The organism is Halosegnis marinus (genome assembly GCF_029338355.1).
In the GTDB taxonomy this organism is placed as follows: Archaea; Halobacteriota; Halobacteria; order Halobacteriales; family Haloarculaceae; genus Halosegnis; species Halosegnis marinus.
The window spans coordinates 1,033,336-1,054,933 of sequence record NZ_CP119802.1; the positions used below are offsets into that span (position 1 = coordinate 1,033,336).

Below are 21,598 nucleotides of genomic sequence, written 5' to 3' on the forward strand. Positions count from 1 at the left end.
CGCCCGTCTCCGTCCGCGTATGTGGGAGGTCCTCGACGTGCTGCCCGGCGTGGCCCGGCGCGTCGTCGAGATAGCCGCGTTCATCGCGCTGGGGGTGACCCTCGCGGACCTGCTGGTCTCGTTCGGCCTCGTCGAGCGGGTCGCGCGCGTCTCGAAGTACCTGACGCGCCCGGCGAACCTCCCGGACGAGGTGGGGACGGCCATCGTGACGACGGCTGCCTCCACGACGGCCGGCTACGGGATGCTCGCGGAGTTCCGCGAGTCGGGTCGCCTCTCGGACCGCGCGACGCTCGTCGCGGTGACGATAAACACGTTCTTCGGCTTCGTCCAGCACATCTTCACGTTCTACGCGCCGGTCCTGATACCGATACTCGGCCTCGAAGTGGGGCTGTTGTACGTCGGGTCGCGCGCGGCCATCGCGCTCGCCATCACGCTGACGGGCGTCCTCGCCGGGGCGCTGCTGCTGTCGGGGCGCGACCGGGCGACCGGGCCCGTGGAGGCCGACGGCGGGGCGGTCGGCCGCGACCGGCCCGACGACCTCGCCGGCAAACTCCGTCGCGCCGCGGGGCAGGGGTACGACAAGACGAGGGACATCCTCCCGCGCCTCGCGGTCATCTACGCCGTCGTCGCGGTGGTGACGGCGAACGTGGACGTGACGGCGGTGACGGCCGGCGCACAGCCGCTCGCGGACCTCGTCGGCCTCCCGGTGGCCGCCGCGCCCGTCGTCGCCGTCTTCGCCATCGACACGACGAACGGCGCGCTGTTCCTCGCCTCGCTCCCCGCGGGCACGTTCACGCCCGAGCAGGCGGTGGCGACGATGCTCGTCGGCGGCATCGTCTCCTTCGCCGTCTCGACGTTCAAGCGCTCCATCCCGTTCCAGTACGGCATCTGGGGCGCGGAGTTCGGCTCGAAGGTGGTCGTCGTGAACACGCTCCTGAAGGTCGGCTTCATCGGCCTCGCCGTCGGCCTCCTGCTGTACGGGCCGGTCTGAGCGGGGTCGGGACACGCCGGTGTGCCATGCTATGTACAACCATGTACGAACACGAACATTCATTACATACAGGCCCCTCGGCGGAGACACACATGCACGCTGTACACAACGCATCCTTCTGACCCTCCGAGTGCAGCGTGCGGCGACCGACCCCGAGACACCCCCCACCCCCGAGACCACATGAGCACGACAACGACGACCCGACCCCGCCCCGGCCAGCGAACCGAGACACGACCCGACCCGACGCGCTGGGAGGACGAGCGCGAGGTGACGACGGCGAACGCGCCGCGCACCTTCGACTACCGCTGCGAGCGCCGGATGCCGAACACCGCCGACGGCGAGAACGAGTCCGTCCCGCGCTAGGGCTCCTCGTCGATGAGCACGCGCGCCTCCCCGTCGAGGACCACCTCGCCCTCGTCGTCGCGCACCCGCGTCGTCAGCCGGTAGCGCGCGTCCCCGAGTTCCTCCGCGACCGTCAGTTCCGCCGTCACGCGCGTCCCCGGCCGCACCGGCGCCGTGAAGTCGCAGTCCTGCCCGAGGTAGATGGGCATCCCCGGAAGCCGCGCGACCGCCGCCGAGACGACGCCCGTCGTGAGTACGCCGTGGACGATGCGCCCGCCGAAGCGGGTGTCGCCCGCGTACGCGTCGTCGAGGTGGAGGGGGTTCGTGTCGCCCGTCGCGTCCGCGAACGCCTCGACGTCGGCCTCGGAGAGCGTCTTCGAGAAGGTGAACTCGTCGCCGACGGCCACCTCCTCGCCCCCGACGAACGCCCAGTCGTCCATGTCGCGGAACTCGCCGCGCGCCACGTCCGGGCGGTCGGTCGCGCGGTCGCGCTCGGCGGCGTGCGGGAGCGCGTACGCGAGGTCGGTCGCGGTCAGGACCCCGCGGAGGCCGCCGTCGTCCACCACGAGCAGGTGGTGAACGCCGTGGTCGCGCATCGTCGCCGCGGCCTGTACCCCGGTGGTCGTCGGCTCGACGGTGACGAGCGTCTCCGTCATGGCGTCGGCGACGCGCGTCGCGTCGAGGTCGAGCCCCGCCGCGACGGCGCGGCTCAGGTCCCGGCCGGTGACGATTCCGACCGGCGCGTCGCCCTCGTCGGTCACGACGACGCTGCCCACGTCGGTGCCGTGGAGGTACTCCGCGACGGCCCGCAGGGGCGCGGCCGGGCCGACCGTCTCGACGTCGGTGCTGGCGAGGTCGCCGGCGGAAAGCGGCGCTGGCATGGGGGGAGCGACGACCCCGCGCCACAAGAAGCCCACCGGGGAGAGCCTGAAGGTCGCGCGGGCCGAAGGCGGGGTATGGACCGCGCGCTCCCGAGCGGCCTCGTGGACTGGTCGCTGCTCGTCGGGGTCGCCCTCCTCGTTGGGACGGGCCTTGCGAGCCTCGTCGCCCGCCCGGGGGACGCGTGGCTGTTCGTCGTCCACGGGGGCGCGGGCGTCGCGCTCGTGGGGTTCCTCGGCGTGAAACTGTGGCGCGTCCGCGCCCGGGTCCGGGCCGGCGTCCGGGCGCGTTCGGGCACCGTCGCGCTCTCCGTCCTCCTCACCCTGCTCGCCGTCGCCGCGCTCGCGTCGGGCGTCGCGTGGGTGTTCGGCGCGACGATTCCCGGCCCGTGGACCCTGCTCGTCGCCCACGCCGCCGTCGGCGTCGTCACGGCCGTCGTCCTCGTCGTCCACCTGCGCGACCGCTTCGCGCCCCCGTCGCGCGCCGACCTGACCGAGCGCCGGGGCGCGCTCGCGTGGGCCGGGATGGTCACCGTCGGCGCGGCCGCCTACCGCGTCACCGACGCGCTCGGCACGGAGCGACGCTACACCGGCTCTCGCGAGCAGGGCTCCGGCGAGGGGAACCGCTTTCCGGTCACGGCGTGGGTGGCCGACGACCCCGACCCCGTCGGGGCGGACGACTGGACGCTCGCGGTGACGGGCCTCGTGGACGAAGCGACCGAGTACGGCTACGGCGACCTCCCGGCCGACACGGCCGAGCGGGCGCTGCTCGACTGTACGAGCGGCTGGTACTCCGACCACGAGTGGACCGGCGTGCGCGTCGGGGACCTGCTCGACGCGGCGGGGACGGGGGAGGACGCGGGGTGGGTGCAGTTCCGCTCCGTGACGGGCTACCGGTGGTCCCTGCCCGTCGAAGAAGCGCGCGACGCCCTGCTCGCGACCGCGGTGGACGGCGAGCGGCTGAGCCACGGCCACGGCTTCCCCCTCCGGCTGGTCGCGCCCGGACGCCGCGGCTTCCAGTGGGTGAAGTGGGTCCGGGAGGTGCGGGTGACGCGCCGGCGCGACCGCTCGGAGTGGGTCGCGATCAACGTCTCGGGGCTCGGGGACTAGGGCAGGTCCGCCGGCGACGCCACGTCCTCGACGTGAACCGCCCGCCAGCCGGCGGCCCGCGCCCCCTCGATGTCGGCCTCGGTGTCGTCACCCACCATCGTGTGGTCGTCCGCGGGGAGCCGCTCGGCGGCGTGCGCGAACACGCCGGGGGCGGGCTTGGCCACGCCGGCGTCGTAGGAGGTGACCACCGAGTCGAACCGCCCCGCGAGCCCGACGGCGTCGAGCTTCCCCCGTTGCCACGCGCCGACGCCGTTCGAGACCACGCCGAGCGGTCGCTCGGCGAGCGCGCCGAGGAGCGCCGGCATCCCCTCACGGACCGTCGCGGCGCCGTATTCGAGGTCGCGGAGCGCGGCGACGAACCGCTCGGGGTCGGCGTCCGCGTCCGCGGCGTCGATGGCCGCCCGGGCACCGACCTCGTAGGGATTCGGCTCGACGGGCCGCAGCCGCTCGAAGAAGGCGGTCGAGTACGCCTCGGCGACGGCCGGGTCGCGCGTGTCGAGCACGCGCTCGCAGGCGTCGGCGAGGAGGTCGGCGTAGGGACGGTCGAAGACCATCAGCGTTCCGTCGAGGTCGAAGTGGACGGCGTGCACGCCGGACGGGGCGGCGGAACCGGGGAAACCGTTCCCCCGGCGTGTCACCCGGTGACGGGCTCGCCGTCCTCGGTCGGCGGCGCGACGTGGTCGACGTACGACTCGAAGTCCGGGTCGTGGACGACGACGGTCACCTCGATGTCGCCGAGTTCTCCCGGCGACCCGACGGCGAAGTTGACGACGCCCTGGAAGGCGGCGGCCTTCTTCAGCGCGAACGTCGTCGTGTTCCCCTCCCGCCCGCCGAAGAACGCGCCGCGGGCGGTGTCGAGGATGGCCTGCTCGCGGAGCAGTTCCGAGAACCCCTCCAGACCGTGGGCCTCGCCGCGGAGTTCCCCGTCGGCGTGTTCGAGGTCAGCGCCGGGGAACACGTTCGCCACGGCGCGCTCGACGCGGTCGGGGAGTTCGGTCTCCCGGACGGGCGTGCGTATCTCCACGTCGACCGAGTATATCATCCGAGCACCTCCCGCACGTCGGCGCGGAACGCGTCGAGGCTGCCGTCGTTCTCTATCCGGCGGTCGGCGCGTTCGAGCGCCGCGCCCAGTCCGAAGCCGAGTTCCCGCTCGTCGCGCTGTTTCAGCGTCTCGCGGGCGCTGTTGTCCCGGCCGCGCGCGTCGATGCGCTCGGCGCGCGCCTCGAAGGGCGCCTCCACCGCGACGAGGACGAAGTCGTCCCCGAACGCCTCGCGGAAGCGGGCGAGTTCGTCCGCCGACCGGAGACCGTCGACGAGGACGGTGTCCGCGTCGTCGAGCGCCTCGCGTATCATCGGGATGGAGCGCTCCGCGACCGCGAGGGGACCGTCCTCCTCGCGGAGCGCGGCCGCGACCTCCCCGTGGTGGTCCGCGGGGTCGAGCCCGCGGCGACGACACTCCCGCCGGATGACGTCGCCCATCGTGACGACGGGAACGCCGAGGTCGCGCGCCACCGCGGCGAACTCCCCCTTCCCGCTGCCCGGCAGGCCGACGGTTCCGATGACTCGCATCGTCCGTTCTTCCGCGGAGCGGCCGATAAGCGCTGTGACTCGCCGCGCCACAAGGGCCTTCCCCGCGCGCGGCCTCACCGTCGTATGGGTCGCCCGTTCCTCGTCCGCGCGCTGTGGTTCGTCCTCGTCGGCTGGTGGCTCACTCCCGTGGTCGTCAACATCGCGTGGGCGCTCAACGCCACGATACTGCTCATCCCGCTGGGTATCAAGCTCGTCAACCTCGTGCCGACGGCGCTGTCGCTCGCGGAGCCGCGCGGCCTCGACGCCCCCGACTCCGGGCGCGGACAGACGAACCTCCTCGTGCGGGCCGCCTACTTCCTGCTCGTCGGCTGGTGGCTCTCGTGGCTGTGGGCCAACCTCGCGGCCTTCCTCGCGGTAACAATCGTGGGGCTCCCGGTCGCGTTCTGGATGTTCAACCGCCTACCGTACGTCACGTCGCTGTACCGCTTCCACGGCTGACCGCGACACGCCGTCGCACTCGCGCCGGCCCCACGAGCCCCAGTATATAAACACGGTCACCGTGCCGGCCGGTAGCCCGGCCTACGGTCGCCGTCGCGGCCGGAACGGTTCGACGTGCTAGCACGGTATTCTGCCGGGGGTCGCGGGCCGAAAACCGTCCGACACCGGGGCCGGTACGGTGACCGTGCCGTCGCGCCGCGGGACCGTTCGGACGGTTCACCGGCCGCCGGACTCGGGACGGTCTACTCGCCTTATATCCCGAAACGGCGGAGTAGCGCCTACGATTCGCGAGAATCCGTGAAACACAATGACCACCCAAACACCCACCACCTACCCGCTGACCCGCCGCGCAGTCCTCAAGAGCGCCGCGGCCGCCGGGGCGTTCTCGGCGTTCGGCGTCGCGGGCACCGGCTTCGTCGGGCGCGCGGCCGCCGACGACCACACCGTCATCAACACCTGTAACGACCTCGACGTCGTCGTCGCGCTGGACTACTCCGGCTCCATCCGGAGCGCCGGCACCTGGCCGGACATCCAGAGCGGCGTCGAGAGCTTCTTCGGCGTCGTCCCCGAGGACGTCCAGCTCGGGATGGTCCTGTTCGGGGACGCCCCGGACGCCCGCGCCTACGCGCCCGGCGACTACCTCCGGCTCGCGACGGCGGCCAACGTCGGGATCCTCCAGGGCGAGGTTCCCGCGGCCACGCCGCCGGGCGAGAACGCCACCCACATGCCCGGCGCGCTCGCGTTCGCCGACGCCATCCTCGACCAGGAAGGGCGCGACGGCAACGAGGTCATCATCCTGGTGACCGACGGCGGCCCGAACTACCAGAACGGCATCGTCGGTGACGGCGCGGCTCCCCCGGCCGACGACACCACGTTCCCCTACGGCACCTTCGAGTTCACGGGCGGCACGACCGGCGGCGAGAACGGTATCGCCGGCGAGGCCGGCGAACTCGCCGAGACGACCGCCATCGCGACCGCCATCAAGGACGCCGGCGTCCGCATCATCACGGTCGGTATCGGCCAGAACGTGGCGGGCTTCGACGACTACCTCGAGAACAACGTCGCCAGCACGCCCGAGGACTTCGTCGCGGTCGCGGAGGCCGAGGACCTCGGCGCGCAGCTCCAGGCGCTCCTCACGGAGATCTGTGACGAGTGTCTCCCGTGTGACGACGATGGCCAGCTCGCCAAGTTCGAGTACGTCGTCGAGTACGACGAGGAGGGCGTCGTCACCTTCGACGGCTTCCGCCCCGACGGCGACGCCGGCGACTTCGCGTACGTCTCCTACGAGAACAAGGAGGGCGCGACCTACGACCCCGCCACCGCGACGTTCGCCACGGAGTACTGCTCCGTGTGGGCGGTCGTGAAGGCCGGCCAGGAGTTCAGCGTCACCGAGCTGACCGCGACGGACGGGCAGGTCACGGCGGAGTACGTGGCCCCCTACGCAATCAGCTTCGTCGCGTTCTTCTGCAGCGAGGACGCGGCGACGGCGTTCGCCGAGTCGTTCCCCTCCCGCGGGCGGGGCCGCAACGGCCGCCGCGGCCGCTAACGGCTGCCGAACGGATTCTCCCCCAACCCGTTTCCCTTTTTATCGGTCCGACGTTACCCGGCGGCGGGGCGCGTAGCTCAGCCAGGAGAGAGCGTCGGACTTCTAATCCGATGGTCGTGGGTTCGAATCCCACCGCGCTCGCTATCTCCGAGCGACAGCGAGGAGGAGCGAGGCAAGTGGGATTCGAATCAGGGAGGACGCGCGCAGCGGAGCGAGCACGTCCGACCGTGGTTCGAATCCCGCCGCGCTCGTCGCTTCGCTCCTCGTGCGGCGTAGTTCGCAAAGCCTGCGGCTTTGCTCACTCCCGCCGCGCTCGCTATCTCCGAGCATCGGGGGCGAGCGACAGCGAGGGAGAGCGCGATAGGTATTCGAGTCCGTTCGTGGCGTCCGTTCGTCGGTGCTCGCGCGGTTTTCCGGGGTGTAATCGAACGGACGCGGCATCCGATGTCGGGAGACACACGACTGTTTGATACTACATCGCATATATGCCTGAAAAGTCACCGAACGGGCCGAATATAAGGACATATGGACAACATACACCGTCGAAAGACCATTGCACGCAAACTTTATCCCCATCTACCTGGACGAACGGAGTGTAATGTCCGAAAACGTGTGCGAGATACGGCCGGTCGGCGTGGAGACGCCGACGAACGGTCGGAAAGGGAACGACGGGGTGGTCGGCTGAATCGGGACCGTCCGGTTCGTACCATGGTACACCTCACGGCAGCAGCCGTGCGGGGGTGCGGTCGCGCTCAGACACACGATAGCGCACCCCCAGCGCCGTCATCGACGGCGTGTGGTCCTTTCTGCCCCTCGCGGGGCTACTCCGACGATACCTCGACCAGCTCGCCCTCGACGGCGAGCCGGTCGCCGCCGCGTCGCTCCACGACGACGCCGGCGGACACCTCCGGGAACAACCGCTCGAAGGCGTCCGGATAGCGGTCGAGCGCGCGCTCGACGGCGACGACGTCGGTCACGGTAAGGCGGTCGCCCGACAGGTCGAGCGAGCGGTCGCGCTCGACGGCGTCGGAGACCGACTCGCGGGCGACCGGCCCGACCCTGATACCGACCGTGAAGGGGTCGAAGTCGGTGGCGCGCAGGAACTCCGGCGCGCTCGCGGCGCGCTCGCCGTCGGCCCACGCGACGTACTTCCCGACCGAGCGGCCGACGGACGTAACCCCCGTCACCCCCCTGAGGTCGTCGCCGTCGGCGAGCCAGACGCGCATCTACGCTTCGAAGCCGTCCTCGAACCGGAAGGTCCCGTTCCGCTGGACGACCTCCCCGTCCACCTCGATGACAGAGTCCTCGCTCATATCGACGATCATGTCCACGTGGACCGCGGAGTCGTTGTGTTCGTTCCCCTCGCCGACGCAGGCGTCGTAGGCCCGGCCCACGGCGAGGTGGACGGTGTCGCCCATCTTCTCGTCGAACAGCATGTTGTACGTGAAGCGGTCGATGTCGCGGTTCATCCCGATACCGAGTTCGCCGACGCGGCGCGCGCCCTCGTCGGTCGTGAGGATGTCGTCGAGGGTGTCGGCGTTCTTCTCGGCGTCCCACTCGACGGCCTCGCCGCCCTCGAAGCGGAGACGGGCGCCCGTTATCTCCTTCCCGCGCTGGTAGACCGGCTTGTCGAAGAACACCTCGCCCTCGACGCTGTCGGGGACGGGCGCGGTGAACACCTCGCCGCCGGGGAGGTTCGCGTGGCCGTCGTCGTTGAGCGTCTCGTTGCCGGCGACGCTCATCCGCAGGTCCGTGTCCTCGCCCGACCGGATGCGGACCTCCTCGGCGTCGTCCATGATCTCCTTCATCTGCGCCTGGTGTTCCCGCACCGCGTCCCAGTCCTTCAGGACGGCGTCGTAGACGAAGTTCTCGTACGCCTCGGTGGACATCTCGGCGAGCTGAGCGTTGGCGGCGGCGGGGTACTGCGTGAGACACCAGGTCTTGCCGAGGCGCGTCTCCAGGAGGGGCTGGCGCGCCTGCGAGTAGGCCGTCTGGACGTCGCCGTCGATGTCCGACTCCTCGGTGACGTTCTCGTCGCCGCGGACGGCGATGTAGGCGTCCATCGCCTCGAACAGCGCCGTCTCGTGCTCCGGCAGGTCGAAGTCGCCGTCGTGGTTGCGCAGGTACGCGCGGCGGAACCGCTTGCCCGTTCGCTGGCGGACGACGAGCGGGTTCGCGCCGACGTCGGCGAGCGCCTCGTGGAGCGCGACGACGAAGTCGTCGGCCACGGGGTGGGCGTCGATGACCACGTCGTCGCCCGCCTCGGCCCCGACGGAGTGGTTGACGACGACCTCGGCGTGCTCGCGGATACGTGGGTCCATGTCCGGGCCTCGGTGCGTCCGGTGAAGCCGGTTTCGGTGCCGCCCGACCGTCGCGTATTTGCCCGCGCGGTCGCACCCTCCGGTATGACCGATTTCCGCTCGGACACCGTCACCCGACCGTCGGAAGCGATGCGCGACGCCGCGCGCGACGCCGAGGTGGGCGACGACGTGTACGCCGAGGACCCGACCGTCAACGAACTGGAGGCCCGCGCCGCCGACGTCGTCGGCACGGAGGACGCGCTGTACGTCCCCTCCGGGACGATGGGGAACCAGATCGCCATCCGCACCCACACGGAGCCGGGCGACGAACTGCTCTGCGAGCGCGAGAGCCACGTGTACAAGTGGGAACTCGGCGGCATCGCCCAGCACTCCGGCGTGCAAGCACGGACGATAGACGGCGACGAGCGCGGCGTGATTACGGCCGCGCAGGTCCGCGAGGAGTACGTCGCCGCGGACGGTCATCGCCCGGGGACGAGCCTGCTGTGTCTGGAGAACACCCACAACAGCAAGGGCGGGACGGCCATCGCGCCCGAGGACGTCACCGCGGCGGCGGAGGCGGCCCGCGAGCGCGGCGTCGCCGTCCACCTCGACGGCGCGCGGCTGTTCAACGCCGCGGCGGCGCTCGACGTCCCCGCGAGCGACCTCGTCGCCCCGGTGGACACCGTCATGTTCTGCCTCTCGAAGGGGCTGGGCGCGCCCGTCGGCTCCGTGCTGGCCGGCCCCGCCGAGTTCATCGAGCGCGCACACCGCGCGCGGAAGCTGTTCGGCGGCGGGATGCGGCAGGCGGGGGTGATAGCCGCCCCCGGCCTCCTCGCGCTCGGGAACCGGACGCGGCTGGAGGAGGACCACGCGAACGCACGCCTGCTCGCGGAGGGGCTGTCGGGCGTCGAGGGGCTCTCGGTCCACGACCCGGAGACGAACATCGTGCTGGCCGACACCGAGCGGCCGGCGAGCGAGTTCCTCGCGGCACTGGAGGACGAGGGCGTCCGCGCCTCGGAGTTCGGGGAGCACCAGGTGCGCTTCTGTACGCACTGGGACGTGGACGGGTCGGACGTCGAGGCGGCCGTGACGGCCGCGGAGCGCGCGAGCTAGTCCCGCTTCGACCCCTCGCGCAGGCCGTCGGTGAAGGCGAGGAGGGTGCGGCGGACGAACAGGTAGATGCCCAACACGACGAGGAGGAGCACCGCGATGATGGCGACGAGCGCCGGGTCCACGCCACCGGTATTGACCATGCACCGGGCTTGCCCGTCGCGCGTATAGACGTTTCCCTCCGTCGGACGGGCGCGTGACGGCGTGGCGCGGTCGCATAAAACTCATGACGAGGGCTCCGTATACGAACACGTGAGTCTCCTGCCCTCCACGCCGGACGTCTCAGCCGACGGCGACCCGCGGGTCGTCGGCGTCGACAGCGAGGACGCCGACGAACTCCTCGCCGCGCTCTCCTCGAAGACGGCGCGGCGCATCCTGGCGGCGCTCCACGACGAGCCCGCGCCGCCCTCGCGTATCGCCGACAGCGTGGACAGTTCCCTCCAGAACGTCCAGTACCACCTGTCGAACCTCGACGACGCGGGGGTCGTGGAGGTCGTCGGCACCGCCTACTCGGAGAAGGGCCGGGAGATGGACGTGTACGCGCCGGCCGACCAGCCGCTCGTCATCGTCGCCGCCGAGGAGGAGCAGGCGTCGGGGTTGCGGGCGGCGCTGTCGCGCTTCCTCGGCGGGGTCGCCGCCCTGGTCGTCGGGAGCGCCGCGGTCCAACAGCTGTACGGCGGCGGCGTTCTGCCGTCGATGGGCTCCGGGGCGCCCATCGAGCAGGGCGGCGACGCGGGCGGCGCGCCGGTCACGGACACGGCCGCCGAGGAGACGGCCACCGCGGCCCCGACGACGACGCCCACGGCGACGGACGGCGGCATCGGCATCGCCGAGGTGACCGACACCGCCACGGCGACGGCGACGCGGGCGGCGACCGAGACGCCGGAGCCGACCCGGACGGCGGTCGAGACGGTCGCGACCGGCGGCGACGCCGTCGGAACGCTCCCGCCGGGCGCGCTGTTCTTCCTCGGCGGGTTCGTCGTCCTCGTCGCGGCCGTCGCGCTGTCCGTTAGGTGAAACGCCCGTTTGAGCCTACGGTACGGCTTTTTAACGACGGGGTGTAGCGACTGTTGCTGACGCATCGGCCCTCCGACCCCCCGCCACGTCAGCCCTCCCCCCTCCCCCTACCCGTTCTCACAGCTCCAGTTCGAACCGCTCGAACACGTCCCCCTCCGGCGAGACGAGCCTGCCGTCGAGCACCTTCGCCGACGGGACGAGTTCCGCGTGGGCCGCGCGGTGGAAGCGCGGCTCCGCGTGGCTCCCCGGGTTGAGGACGGGCACCGACCCGAGCCGGCCGAAGCCGGGGTCGTGACTGTGGCCGACACAGACGAGGTCCGCGTTCGCCTGCCGGCCGAACAGCGCCAGCGACGTGTCCGTGTGTTCGTGGCCGTGCGCGAGCGCGAGGCGGAGGCCGCCGTGGTCCACGACGCGCGTGTCGGCGGTCCGGTCGCGAACCTCGGGCGTGTCGTTGTTCCCGTAGACGGCGGCGAAGTCGGCCCCGGCGTCGGCTGTCGTGCGTTCGAAGGCGTCGAGCACGGCGGGGGTGACGAAGTCGCCGCAGTGGCAGACCAACGCGGCCTCGCGGACCGCCTCGCGGGTCCGGCCGGCGAGACGGTGCCCCTCGCGGCCGTGCGTGTCGGAGAGGACGACGATCATTGCGCCCGGTTCGGCCGGTCACGGTAAGGGCTTTCCCGTCCCGCCGAGAGGCCGGCGTAATGGCAAGCAGCAAGTCGGTGGTGCTCGCGGCGCTCGTCGCCAACGGGGCCATCGCGGTGCTGAAGTTCGGCGGCTATCTCCTCACGGGCTCGCCGGCGATGCTCTCCGAGACGTACCACTCGGTCTCCGACACCGGCAATCAGGTCTTCCTCCTCATCGGCATCCGCTACGGGGGGAAGTCGGCGACCCGCGAACACCCGTTCGGCTACGGGAAGGCGCAGTTCTTCTACTCGTTTCTCGTCTCCGTGCTCCTGTTCGGCATCGCCGGGTGGGAGTCGCTGAAACACGGCTACCACGCCATCACGCACCCGGAGCCGGTGAACACGGGGCTCGTCGCGCTGCCCGTCCCCCTCCCCGCGGTGGGGCCGGAGATACCGAGCGTCTGGGTGAACTACACCGTCCTGCTCGGCGCCATCGCGTTCGAGACGTACGCGTTCAAGAAGGCGTACGACGCGATGTCGAAGCAGATAGCCGACCACGAGTGGTCCGGCTTCCGCGAGGCGTTCCGCAAGACGGCGGACGTGACCGTCCTCACGGCGCTCACCGAGGACGCCATCGCGCTCGGCGGCGCGGGCATCGCGCTGTTCGGCGTGTTCCTCTCGCAGTACACCGGCAACCCCATCTACGACGCCGTCTCCGCGGCGCTCATCGGCGTGATGCTGATGGGCTTCGCCGTCGCGCTCGCGTGGGAGAACAAGCGGCTCCTCTTAGGCGAGTCGCTGCCCGCGTCCGAGGAGCGCGACCTCCGGGCCATCGTCACGAACCACGAGGGCGTCGTCGGCATCGACGACTTCCGGACGGTCTACTTCGGGCCGAAGCAGGTGCTCGTCACCACGGACGTGTCGTTCGACCCCGCGTTCGACACCGTGGAGATGGACGACACCATCTCGGCCATCGAGGCGGAGCTGCTGGACGCGGAGCCGGACATCTCGAAGATATACATCGAGCCGGAGCGGTAGCGAACGGGCGGACCGGAAGACCCGAGCCGGCGGTTCGCACGGTCGCCTCGACCGGCCCGGACCGCTCGTCAGGTCACCCGTCGGGTGGTCGCGCTCCCGCGGTTGAACGTTCGCCGCGAACGGGAACGACGGACCACTTCCGCCGCGCCGCCCGACCCTTTTTATCCGAGAACGACCCACGACCGGTGTGGCAGAGACGGCGTCGTTCCTCCGCTACTTCCCGTACGAGGAACCCTACGAGCACCAGCGCGAGGCGATGGGGCGCATCAGCGACGCGCTCGCCGACGGCCGGGACGTGCTGTTCGAGGGAGCCTGCGGCACCGGGAAGACGCTCGCGTCGCTCGTCCCCGCGCTGGAGTACGCCGAGCGCGAGGACAAGACGGTCGTCATCACGACGAACGTCCACCAGCAGACGCGCCAGTTCATCGAGGAGGCGCGCGCCATCACCGACCAGCAACCCCTCCGGACCGTCGTCTTCCGCGGGAAGGGGTCGATGTGTCACATCGACGTGGGCTACGAGGAGTGTCAGGCGCTCCGCGACACGACGCGCCAGCTGGTCGAACAGGAGTCGGAGCTCGCTGAACTGGAGGAGCGCGAGGCCGAACTGCTGGACGCGGCGCAGGACGGCAACGAGCGGGCCGCGGAGGCGCGCTCGTCGGTGATGGACGAACTGGAGTCGGTCGAGGAGGGCGTCGAGGCGCTGCGCGAGGAGTCGAACGTCTGCGAGCGCTTCTACGCGAACCTCACCGAGGACACAGACGACTTCTACGCGTGGCTCAACGACGACGTGCGGACGCCCGACGACGTGTACGAGTACGCCGAGCGCGCGGGCTACTGCGGCTACGAGCTGCTGAAGGAGGGGATGGAGGGGGTGGACCTGGTCATCTGTAACTACCACCACCTGCTCGACCCGATGATACGCGAGCAGTTCTTCCGGTGGGTTGGCCGCGACCCCGAGGACGTGGTCGCCGTCTTCGACGAGGCGCACAACATCGAGGAGGCCGCCCGCGACCACGCCAGCCGGGAGCTCACGGAGACGACGCTGACGGGCGCGCTGGAGGAGCTGGAGGACGTGGACGACTACCGCGTCGAGGCGGCGGAACGGGTCGTCGGCGCGTACCGGACGGCGCTCGAACGCACCTACGACGGCGCGCTGTCCATCGGGGCGCGCGAGGCCGTCGGCGACGACTGGGAGGACCTCGCCATCGAGAACGAGGAGGGGCGCGACGACCTGACGCTCGCCTTCCTCGACGCCTACGAGGGGCCGGGTTTCCGCGCGGACCTGGAGGAGGCGCTGAACCTCGGCGCGACGCTCGACCGCCGCTACCAGGAGCAGTACAAGGACGGCGAGACGACGACGCGCAAGGAGTGTCGCGTCCTGCAGGCGGCGGGCTTCATCGACGAGTGGATAGACGGCTCCGACGCCGCGGCGGCGTACCCCGTCGTCTCCGTGCGCCGCGACGACGCGGGCGTGTACGGCCGCGCGGAACTGTACGCGTGTCTCCCGCGCTCCGTGACCGAGCCGCTGTTCGCGGAGCTGCACGCCTCCGTGCTCATGTCCGCGACCCTCCGGCCGTTCGACGTACTGTCGGACGTGCTCGGCGTCGGCGGCGACGACGAGCCGCTGACGATGGCGTACGGCGAGCAGTTCCCCGAGTCGCGCCGGCGAACGTACGCCGTCGATATCCCGGCGCTGTTCGCCAGCACCCGCGACGACCCCGGCACGCAGGAGACGGTGACGGAGATGCTGTCGGACGCCGTCGAGTTCACCCCCGGCAACACGCTCGTCTTCTTCCCCTCCTACGCGGAGGCGGAGCGGTACTACCACCGCGTCGAGGGGTCGGCGACGCCGTACCTCGACCGGCCGGGCGTCCGGGCACAGGAGCTGAAGGAGGAGTTCGTCGCGGACGACGACGGCGTGCTGTTCACCTCGCTGTGGGGTACCCTCGCCGAGGGGGTGAGCTACGACGGCGACGACGCGCGCACCGTCGTCGTCGTTGGCGTTCCGTATCCCCATCTGGACGACCGCACGGAGGCGGTCCAGCGCGCCTACGCCACCGCGTTCGGCGGCGACGAGGACGCCGGGTGGCAGTACGCCGTCGAGGTTCCCACCGTGCGGAAGACCCGGCAGGCGCTCGGGCGCGTGGTCCGGTCGCCGGAGGACTTCGGCGTTCGAATCCTCCTCGACGAGCGGTACACGCAGCGTAACGCGCGCGAACTCGGGGACTACTCCGTGTTCGGGTCGTTCCCGGAGGAGGAGCGGGCCGAGCACATCGACATCGACCCCGGGAAGCTGAAGTACGCGATGTTGAACTTCTACGCCGACATGGACGCGTGGGACGGCGACCCGCCGACGCCGTAGCGGTCGGGGCGCCCCCGGTCAGGTGAACGCCGAGTCGCAGTCCGGACAGTAGTACGGCGAGTCGGGGCCGGCGTACGGGGTCGACACCGCGCGCGACGACCCGCAGTGCGGGCAGTCGTCGGTCACGGACGGGCCTCGCGGCCGAGGTGTGAGGGCGGATACACACCGGAGTATCGCGCTCCACAGTATTAATTACGCCCCCTGAACGTGGAAGAATCACGCCGGCAGGGAGACCGACTCCACTTCGAGTTCCCGGCCGGGATGCCAGAACGCCAGCCGCTCGACCGTCCACTCGAACGGCTCTATCCCCCGTCCGAGCAGGTCGGCGGCGTCGCCGCCGCGGCAGATAGTCACGTGCGGGTCGTACTCGTCGCCCTCGAAGCCGGGGACGGGGTCGAACACCTCACAGAGGGCCTCGTGGACGCGCAGGAGTTCCGGCGACTCGACGGCGAGGTAGGCGACGGGGGCCTTGCCCGTCGGCGGCTGTCGGAACAGGTCCACCTCGGTCACGCGCGCGGCGAAGGGGGGCGTTCCGTCGAGGGCCTCGCGGGCGCGCCGGGCCATCGACTCGTAGCGCTCGTCGGGGAGGCGCTTGGCGACGAGGCTGTGGCCCCGGCGGGGGGTGGCGGTGAGACACTCGCTCGCGAGGCCGCGGGCGAGCCGGACCACCTCCCCGGGGACGGGGACGTTCACGCTGTACACGGTCGGAGAAAGGCGGTCGGCGTCTAAATCCTGTCGAGGAGGAACAGGATGATGAGTATCACGAGCACCAGCCCGATGATGGAGTCGAACGCCCCGAGCGCGAGGTCGACGACCGCGTCGAGCACCTCCAGCCCGATCCAGATGACCACGAGCACGAGCACGAGCTTCAGCAGGTCGTCGGCTTCTACCATGGGCCCGCCTGCTCGCGGCGGCGGCATAAGCGGTACGGCCGACACGTGGCGTGTTATCACGGTCGGCGAGGGTTGCGGGTGCGCAAGCGTTTAATAGCGCGAGGTGGCTACGGTGGAGTAGATGACGACCACTGCCGCTGTCCGTGGCACGCTCGCCGCCAGCGGCGGCCGCGCTTTCTCCGTGCGACCGCGACCGGGCCTCTGAGCCCGTAATCACATTTCTCCCCACGACGGTCGCCCCGCTTTCGACGACACCGCCCGGTCGGCGGTAGCCACACACCACACAACACATGACGGAGAAAGTCGCGCTCGCCTTCTCGGGCGGGCTCGATACGACGGTCTGCGTACCGCTGCTGAAAGAGGAGTACGGCTACGACGAGGTCGTGGCCGTGACGGTCGACGTCGGCCAGCCCGAAGAGGAGTTCGCCGAGGCCGAGGAGACGGCCGAGGCGCTCGGGCTGGAGATGCACGTCGTGGACGCGAAGGCGGAGTTCGCCTCGCTGTGTCTCGACGCCGTGCGCGCGAACGCGACGTATCAGAGCTACCCGCTCGGGACGGCGCTGGCGCGCCCGGTCATCGCGTCGGCCATCCTGAGCGTCGCCGAGGAGGCCGGCTGTACCGGCATCGCCCACGGCTGTACCGGGAAGGGGAACGACCAACTGCGCTTCGAGGCCGTCTGGCGCGACTCCGACCTCGAGGTCATCGCGCCGGTGCGCGAACTCGGCCTCACGCGCGAGTGGGAGAAGCAGTACGCCGCCGAGCGCGACCTGCCCGTGGAGGGCGGGTCGGGCGGCGACTGGTCCATCGACACGAACCTCTGGTCGCGCTCCGTCGAGGGGAAGGAACTGGAGGAGCCGTCGTACGTCCCCGGCGAGGAGATATACGAGTGGACGAGCGCGCCGACGGGCGAGACGGAGGAGATAACCCTGACGTTCGAGGAGGGGTACCCCGTCGCGCTGAACGGCGAAGAACTCGGCGCCGTGGAACTCATCGGGGAGCTGAACGACCTCGCCGGGAGCTACGGCGTGGGGCGCACGGACGCGATGGAGGACCGCATGCTCGGGCTGAAGGTGCGCGAGAACTACGAGCACCCGGCCGCCACGACCCTCCTGAGCGCCCACAAGGGGCTCGAGGACCTCGTGCTCACGAAGGAGGAGCGGTCGTTCAAGACGCAGGTGGACAACGAGTGGGCGGAGAAGGGGTATCAGGGCCTCGTTGACGGCCCGCTCGTGAAGGCGCTCGACGCCTTCATCGCGACGACGAACGAGCGCGTCACCGGCACCGTCACGGTCCGCTTCGAGGGCGGGCAGGCGCGCGTCGTCGGACGCGAGTCGCCGTACGCCGTCTACTCGGCGGAGGCCGCCTCGTTCAACACCGAGGACGTGACCGGCGGCATCGAGCAGGCCGACGCGACGGGCGTCGCCAAGTACCACGGCTTCCAGGAGCGCCTCGCCAACAGGACCATCGAGGCCGCGAACGTCGCCGCGGGGAAGACGGCCGCCGACGGCGGTGAGCCCTCAAAGCCGACGCTCGACGGCGAGTCGCCGCTGTCCGGGACCGACATCGACGAGACGGTTAGCGAGCTAGAGGAATGAGCGACGACGAGAGGTCCGGGGACGTGGTGCGCCGGGAGCGGTTCAGCGGCGGCCCCGCCCGCGGGTTCCTCTCGTCGCTCGACGCCGACGAGCGCATCTTCCGCGCGGACCTGCAGGTCGACCGCGCGCACGTCGTGATGCTCGCGGAACAGGGCATCGTCGGCGACGACGAGGCCGGCGAGATACTCGCAGCGCTGGGCGAGGTGGAGGCCGCCGGCCACGGCGCGCTCCCCGACGGCGAGGACGTCCACGCCGCCATCGAGACGGCCGTCATCGACCGTATCGGTCCCGTCGGCGGGAAGATGCACACCGCGCGCTCGCGCAACGACGAGGTGGCGACCTGTCTGCGCCACCGCCTGCGCGCCGACGCGCTCGCGCTCGCGGGGACGGTCGTCGGCGTCCGCGAGACGCTGTGTGCCGTCGCGGAGTCGCACACGACGACGGTGATGCCCGGCTTCACCCACCTCCAGCCGGCACAGCCGACGACGGTGGCGCACTACCTGCTGTCGTACGAGTCGGCGCTGGCCCGCGACACGGAGCGCCTGCTCGCGGCGTACGACCGGACGAACCGCTCGCCGCTGGGCGCGGCGGCGTTCGCCGGGACGACGTTCGACGTGGACCGCGAGCGCGTCGCCGACCTGCTCGGCTTCGACGGGGTCGTCGAGAACTCGATGGACGCCTCCTCGGCCCGCGACTTCCTGACGGAGACGGCCGCGGCGGCCGCGGCGCTCGCGACGACGCTCTCGGGGCTGGCCGAGGACCTCGTCGTCTTCGCCAACAAGGGGTACGTGGACCTGGACGACGACTACGCCTCCACCTCCTCCATCATGCCCCAGAAGAAGAACCCGGACACGCTCGAACTCGTCCGCGCGGTCGCGGGCGATGCGAGCGCGGGCCTGAACGGCGTCCTGACGACGCTGAAGGGGCTACCGCGCGCGTACAACCGCGACCTCCAGCGCGCCCACGGCCACGCGTTCGACGCCGTGGACGCCGTGGCCGACGCGACGGAGGTGGCGGGCGGCGCGGTCGCCACCGCCGACTGGAACGGGGCGGCGCTGGCCGACGCCGCGGGCGAGGGCTTCTCGACGGCGACGGGCGTCGCGGACCTGCTCGCCGCGGGCGGGATGCCGTTCCGGACGGCCCACGAGATCGTGGCCGGTGCGGCGGAGCGCCTCGACGGGGGCGACGAACTCGCCGCCGTGGAGGCCGCGGCCGAGGACGCCGGGGTGGACCTCGACGCGTACGTCGAGCACGCGGCCCTGGAAGCGGCGCTCGACCCCGCGGAGAGCGTCGCGGCCCGCGACTCGCACGGCGGGCCCGCGCCCGCCGCCGTCGAGGGCGCGCTCGACCGCGCCGCGGGCGACATCGCGGAGGCGGAGACGGCGGTCGGGGCGCGCCGCGAGGCGCTCGCCGACGCCGAATCGGCGCTGGAAACCGAGGTGGACGCGTATGTGTGAGCCGCGCACCCCCGTGGGACGCGGCCGGCCGACGCCGCGGCCCCTCGCGCGACCGCCGGCCCCGGCCGGGAACGAATAACAACATCCTGATACACGAGTCGGGAACCGGGCCGGAACGCCGTTCCGAACCGATAGCGGCGGCGCTGAGTCGTTATTTTTACTTGACACGTCCGATGCGCTTAAGGGGGTGAGGACGGGATAGTGTGACGATGGCAGAATGCATCGAGTGCGGGGCCGACGTGTCCCTGCACGACGACCTGGAAGTCGGAGAGATCGTGGACTGTGCCACCTGTGGCGCGGAACTGGAAGTGCTCGCGACCGACCCCGTCGAGCTCGACGCCGCGCCCGAACTGGAGGAGGACTGGGGCGAGTAACCCCCGACGGGCCAATGCGAATCGGAATGCTCTACTCGCGCATCCGCCGGGACGAGAAGCTCCTGCTCTCGGAGCTGCGCGAGCGCGGTCACGAGGTGACGAAGATCGACGTACGGAAACAGCGGTTCGGCCTCGGGGAGCCGCCGGCGGACTTCGCGGACCTCGACCTCGTCGTGGACCGCTGTCTCGCGACCTCGCGGTCGCGGTACGTGACCCGGTTCGCGGCCCACTACGACGTGCCGGTGGTCAACCACCCGGAGACGGCGGCGGTGTGTGCCGACAAGGCGCGCAACAGCCTCGTCCTCGCGGAGGCGGGCGTCCCCACCCCCGCGACGGAGGTGGCGTTCACGAAGGAGGCGGCGATGGAGGCCATCGAGGGGTTCGGCTACCCCTGCGTGCTCAAGCCCGTCGTCGGCTCGTGGGGCCGGCTGATGGCGAAGATAGACTCCCGCAACGCGGCCGAGGCCATCCTCGAACACAAGGAGACGCTCGGCCACTACGAGCACAAGGTGTTCTACGTCCAGGAGTTCGTCGAGAAGCCGGGTCGGGACATCCGCGTTCTCGCCACGGACGGCGAACCCGTCGCGGCGATGGCCCGCTCGTCGGACCACTGGCTCACGAACGCCGCGAAGGGCGCGGAGACGGAGCACATCGAGGTGGACGACGAGATGCGCGACCTGGTCGAGACGGCGAGCGACGCCGTCGGCGGCGGCCTCCTCGGCGTCGACCTGATGGAGACGGGCGACTCCTACACCGTCCACGAGGTGAACCACACGGTCGAGTTCAAGGCGCTGAACGAGGTCGCCGAGGTCGACGTGCCCGCGACGGTCGTCGACTGGCTGGAGGCGCGCGCCGAGCGCGGCGTCCGGGAGGCCGTCGTATGAGGGCGAGCGTCGTCGGCGCGTCCGGCTTCACGGGCGGGGAACTGTGCCGGCTCATCGACACCCACCCGGAGTTCGAACTCGCGCAGGCGACCTCGCGCGAGTACGCGAACAAGACGGTCGGCCACGCGCACCCGAACCTCCGGCACCTCGACGTGCGCTTCTCGGAGCCGTCCGACCTCGAGTCCGTGGACGTGCTGTTCGCCGCGACCCCCCACGGCGTCTCGATGGAGCACATCGACGGCTTCCGCGACGCCGCGGACCTCGTCGTGGACCTCTCGGCGGACTTCCGGCTCCCCTCGGTCGAGCCGTACGACGAGTACTACGACGGCCACGCCCGCCCGGAGCTGCTCGACGAGGCGGAGTACGCGCTCCCGGAACTCAACCGCGAGAACCTCCCCGGCGCGGACCTCGTCGCGGCGGGGGGCTGTAACGCGACGGCCTCCATCATGGGGCTGCTCCCGCTGTTCGAGAACGGAATCCTCGACGGCGACGAGCGCGTCGTCGTGGACGTGAAGGTCGGCTCCTCGGAGGGCGGCGCGGGCGGCGGGCGGGCCGCCTCCCACGCGGAGCGGTCGGGCGTCGTCCGGCCGTACGCCCCGACGGGCCACCGCCACGAGGCCGAGATAGCCGAATACCTCGGCATCGACGTGGCGTTCACGGTTCACGCGGTGGACATGATACGCGGCGCGAGCGCGACGTGTCACGTCTTCCCGGACGGCCCCGTCTCGAAGGGCGACCTCTGGGGCGCCTACCGCGGAAGCTACGAGGACGAACCGTTCGTCCGCATGGCCTCGGGCGGGGGCGGCGTCTACCGCTACCCCGAGCCGAAGGCCGTCGCCGGGTCGAACGTCGCGGAGGTCGGCTTCGAACTCGACCGGTCGAACCGCCGCGTCGTCGTCTTCTCCGCGATAGACAACATGATGAAGGGCTCCGCCGGGCAGGCGGTCCACGCCGCCAACATCGCGCTCGGCATCGAGGAGACGGCGGGGCTGGAGTTCACCGGCCTCCACCCGGTGGGAGCGCCGTAGCGTGCGTGCGGTTTTTCATACCATG

At 71.1% G+C, this 21,598-nt stretch carries 24 protein-coding genes and 1 tRNA gene; 15 read left to right on the top strand and 10 right to left on the bottom strand.

Features of this window, described 5'->3' with window-relative positions:
* The first annotated feature begins 19 nt into the window (after positions 1-19).
* Complete coding sequence (locus P2T37_RS05810) at positions 20-991, top strand: nucleoside recognition protein (RefSeq protein WP_276235854.1); 972 nt, start codon at positions 20-22, stop codon at positions 989-991.
* 180 nt (positions 992-1,171) lie between these two features.
* Positions 1,172-1,354: a hypothetical protein gene (locus tag P2T37_RS05815; protein ID WP_276235855.1), complete on the top strand. Its 183-nt coding sequence runs from the start codon at positions 1,172-1,174 to the stop codon at positions 1,352-1,354.
* Here the strand turns inward: P2T37_RS05815 and P2T37_RS05820 are convergent.
* Positions 1,351-2,214 (bottom strand): CBS domain-containing protein, encoded by an 864-nt coding sequence (locus tag P2T37_RS05820; RefSeq protein WP_276235856.1) that lies wholly within the window; start codon positions 2,212-2,214, stop codon positions 1,351-1,353. The two genes, P2T37_RS05815 and P2T37_RS05820, sit on opposite strands and share 4 nt — an antisense overlap.
* A 75-nt stretch (positions 2,215-2,289) precedes the next feature.
* On the opposite strand from P2T37_RS05820, the gene P2T37_RS05825 reads away from it, so the two are divergent.
* Positions 2,290-3,321, top strand: coding sequence for a molybdopterin-dependent oxidoreductase (locus tag P2T37_RS05825; protein WP_276235857.1), 1,032 nt, complete (start codon positions 2,290-2,292; stop codon positions 3,319-3,321).
* Here the strand turns inward: P2T37_RS05825 and P2T37_RS05830 are convergent.
* Genes P2T37_RS05830 through P2T37_RS05840 form a run of 3 tightly spaced genes read right to left on the bottom strand, consistent with a single transcriptional unit; the run spans position 3,318 to position 4,890 of the window.
* Positions 3,318-3,911, bottom strand: a complete 594-nt coding sequence (locus P2T37_RS05830; RefSeq protein WP_276235858.1) for an HAD family hydrolase — start codon at positions 3,909-3,911, stop codon at positions 3,318-3,320. The genes P2T37_RS05825 and P2T37_RS05830 overlap by 4 nt on opposite strands.
* 44 nt (positions 3,912-3,955) lie before the next feature.
* A complete protein-coding gene (locus P2T37_RS05835) occupies positions 3,956-4,363 on the bottom strand; it encodes an RNA-binding domain-containing protein (RefSeq protein WP_276235859.1) in 408 nt (135 codons plus the stop codon).
* Positions 4,360-4,890, bottom strand: a complete 531-nt coding sequence (locus P2T37_RS05840) for an AAA family ATPase (protein WP_276235860.1) — start codon at positions 4,888-4,890, stop codon at positions 4,360-4,362. The genes P2T37_RS05835 and P2T37_RS05840 overlap by 4 nt, the downstream gene beginning before the upstream one ends.
* Before the next feature lie 84 nt (positions 4,891-4,974).
* On the opposite strand from P2T37_RS05840, the gene P2T37_RS05845 reads away from it, so the two are divergent.
* From P2T37_RS05845 to P2T37_RS05855, 3 genes are all read left to right on the top strand, one after another.
* Positions 4,975-5,349 (top strand): YccF domain-containing protein, encoded by a 375-nt coding sequence (locus P2T37_RS05845; protein WP_276235861.1) that lies wholly within the window; start codon positions 4,975-4,977, stop codon positions 5,347-5,349.
* A 307-nt stretch (positions 5,350-5,656) separates the two neighbouring features.
* A complete protein-coding gene (locus P2T37_RS05850; RefSeq protein WP_276235862.1) occupies positions 5,657-6,895 on the top strand; it encodes a vWA domain-containing protein in 1,239 nt (412 codons plus the stop codon).
* Between the two features lie 66 nt (positions 6,896-6,961).
* A tRNA-Arg gene (locus P2T37_RS05855) sits at positions 6,962-7,036 on the top strand.
* A gap of 680 nt (positions 7,037-7,716) precedes the next feature.
* On the opposite strand, the gene P2T37_RS05860 is transcribed toward P2T37_RS05855, so the two are convergent.
* The gene (locus P2T37_RS05860) at positions 7,717-8,121 is read right to left on the bottom strand and encodes a hypothetical protein (protein ID WP_276235863.1); all 405 of its coding nucleotides are present in this window, start codon (positions 8,119-8,121) and stop codon (positions 7,717-7,719) included.
* Positions 8,122-9,216 carry an aminopeptidase gene (locus P2T37_RS05865; protein WP_276235864.1) on the bottom strand — a complete coding sequence of 365 codons (1,095 nt, stop codon included), beginning with the start codon at positions 9,214-9,216 and terminating at the stop codon, positions 8,122-8,124.
* Positions 9,217-9,300: 84 nt separating this feature from the next.
* Here P2T37_RS05865 and P2T37_RS05870 point away from each other — a divergent pair, with 84 nt between their 5' ends.
* Complete coding sequence (locus tag P2T37_RS05870) at positions 9,301-10,308, top strand: threonine aldolase family protein (RefSeq protein ID WP_276235865.1); 1,008 nt, start codon at positions 9,301-9,303, stop codon at positions 10,306-10,308.
* Here P2T37_RS05870 and P2T37_RS05875 read toward each other — a convergent pair.
* Entirely contained in the window at positions 10,305-10,448 is a 144-nt protein-coding gene (locus P2T37_RS05875) for a DUF7859 family protein (protein ID WP_276235866.1), read from the bottom strand. The two genes, P2T37_RS05870 and P2T37_RS05875, sit on opposite strands and share 4 nt — an antisense overlap.
* A gap of 109 nt (positions 10,449-10,557) precedes the next feature.
* On the opposite strand from P2T37_RS05875, the gene P2T37_RS05880 reads away from it, so the two are divergent.
* On the top strand, positions 10,558-11,322 hold the full coding sequence (locus P2T37_RS05880) for an ArsR/SmtB family transcription factor (RefSeq protein WP_276235867.1): 765 nt from the start codon (positions 10,558-10,560) through the stop codon (positions 11,320-11,322).
* 117 nt (positions 11,323-11,439) lie between these two features.
* On the opposite strand, the gene P2T37_RS05885 is transcribed toward P2T37_RS05880, so the two are convergent.
* Positions 11,440-11,961 carry a metallophosphoesterase gene (locus tag P2T37_RS05885; RefSeq protein ID WP_276235868.1) on the bottom strand — a complete coding sequence of 174 codons (522 nt, stop codon included), beginning with the start codon at positions 11,959-11,961 and terminating at the stop codon, positions 11,440-11,442.
* 59 nt (positions 11,962-12,020) lie between these two features.
* Between P2T37_RS05885 and P2T37_RS05890 the strand changes: the two genes are divergently transcribed.
* Positions 12,021-12,980 (top strand): cation diffusion facilitator family transporter, encoded by a 960-nt coding sequence (locus P2T37_RS05890; protein WP_276235869.1) that lies wholly within the window; start codon positions 12,021-12,023, stop codon positions 12,978-12,980.
* 187 nt (positions 12,981-13,167) lie between these two features.
* Entirely contained in the window at positions 13,168-15,342 is a 2,175-nt protein-coding gene (locus P2T37_RS05895) for an ATP-dependent DNA helicase (protein ID WP_382210969.1), read from the top strand.
* A gap of 216 nt (positions 15,343-15,558) precedes the next feature.
* Here the strand turns inward: P2T37_RS05895 and P2T37_RS05900 are convergent, their stop codons facing one another.
* Both P2T37_RS05900 and P2T37_RS05905 read right to left on the bottom strand, forming a co-directional pair.
* Positions 15,559-16,044 (bottom strand): 2'-5' RNA ligase family protein, encoded by a 486-nt coding sequence (locus P2T37_RS05900; protein ID WP_276235870.1) that lies wholly within the window; start codon positions 16,042-16,044, stop codon positions 15,559-15,561.
* 23 nt (positions 16,045-16,067) lie between these two features.
* Positions 16,068-16,235: a DUF7554 family protein gene (locus P2T37_RS05905; RefSeq protein WP_276235871.1), complete on the bottom strand. Its 168-nt coding sequence runs from the start codon at positions 16,233-16,235 to the stop codon at positions 16,068-16,070.
* Between the two features lie 290 nt (positions 16,236-16,525).
* Between P2T37_RS05905 and P2T37_RS05910 the strand changes: the two genes are divergently transcribed.
* The 5 genes from P2T37_RS05910 to argC all read left to right on the top strand — a co-directional run bounded on the left by P2T37_RS05910 (position 16,526) and on the right by argC (position 21,573).
* Positions 16,526-17,830: an argininosuccinate synthase gene (locus P2T37_RS05910; RefSeq protein ID WP_276235872.1), complete on the top strand. Its 1,305-nt coding sequence runs from the start codon at positions 16,526-16,528 to the stop codon at positions 17,828-17,830.
* Positions 17,827-19,287: an argininosuccinate lyase gene (gene argH / locus P2T37_RS05915; RefSeq protein WP_276235873.1), complete on the top strand. Its 1,461-nt coding sequence runs from the start codon at positions 17,827-17,829 to the stop codon at positions 19,285-19,287. The genes P2T37_RS05910 and argH overlap by 4 nt, the downstream gene beginning before the upstream one ends.
* 209 nt (positions 19,288-19,496) lie before the next feature.
* Positions 19,497-19,661 carry a lysine biosynthesis protein LysW gene (lysW, locus tag P2T37_RS05920; protein WP_276235874.1) on the top strand — a complete coding sequence of 55 codons (165 nt, stop codon included), beginning with the start codon at positions 19,497-19,499 and terminating at the stop codon, positions 19,659-19,661.
* Between the two features lie 14 nt (positions 19,662-19,675).
* Positions 19,676-20,545 carry a lysine biosynthesis protein LysX gene (lysX, locus tag P2T37_RS05925; protein ID WP_276235875.1) on the top strand — a complete coding sequence of 290 codons (870 nt, stop codon included), beginning with the start codon at positions 19,676-19,678 and terminating at the stop codon, positions 20,543-20,545.
* Positions 20,542-21,573: an N-acetyl-gamma-glutamyl-phosphate reductase gene (gene argC / locus P2T37_RS05930; protein WP_276235876.1), complete on the top strand. Its 1,032-nt coding sequence runs from the start codon at positions 20,542-20,544 to the stop codon at positions 21,571-21,573. Before lysX ends, argC begins: the two co-directional genes overlap by 4 nt.
* The last annotated feature ends 25 nt before the right edge of the window (positions 21,574-21,598 follow it).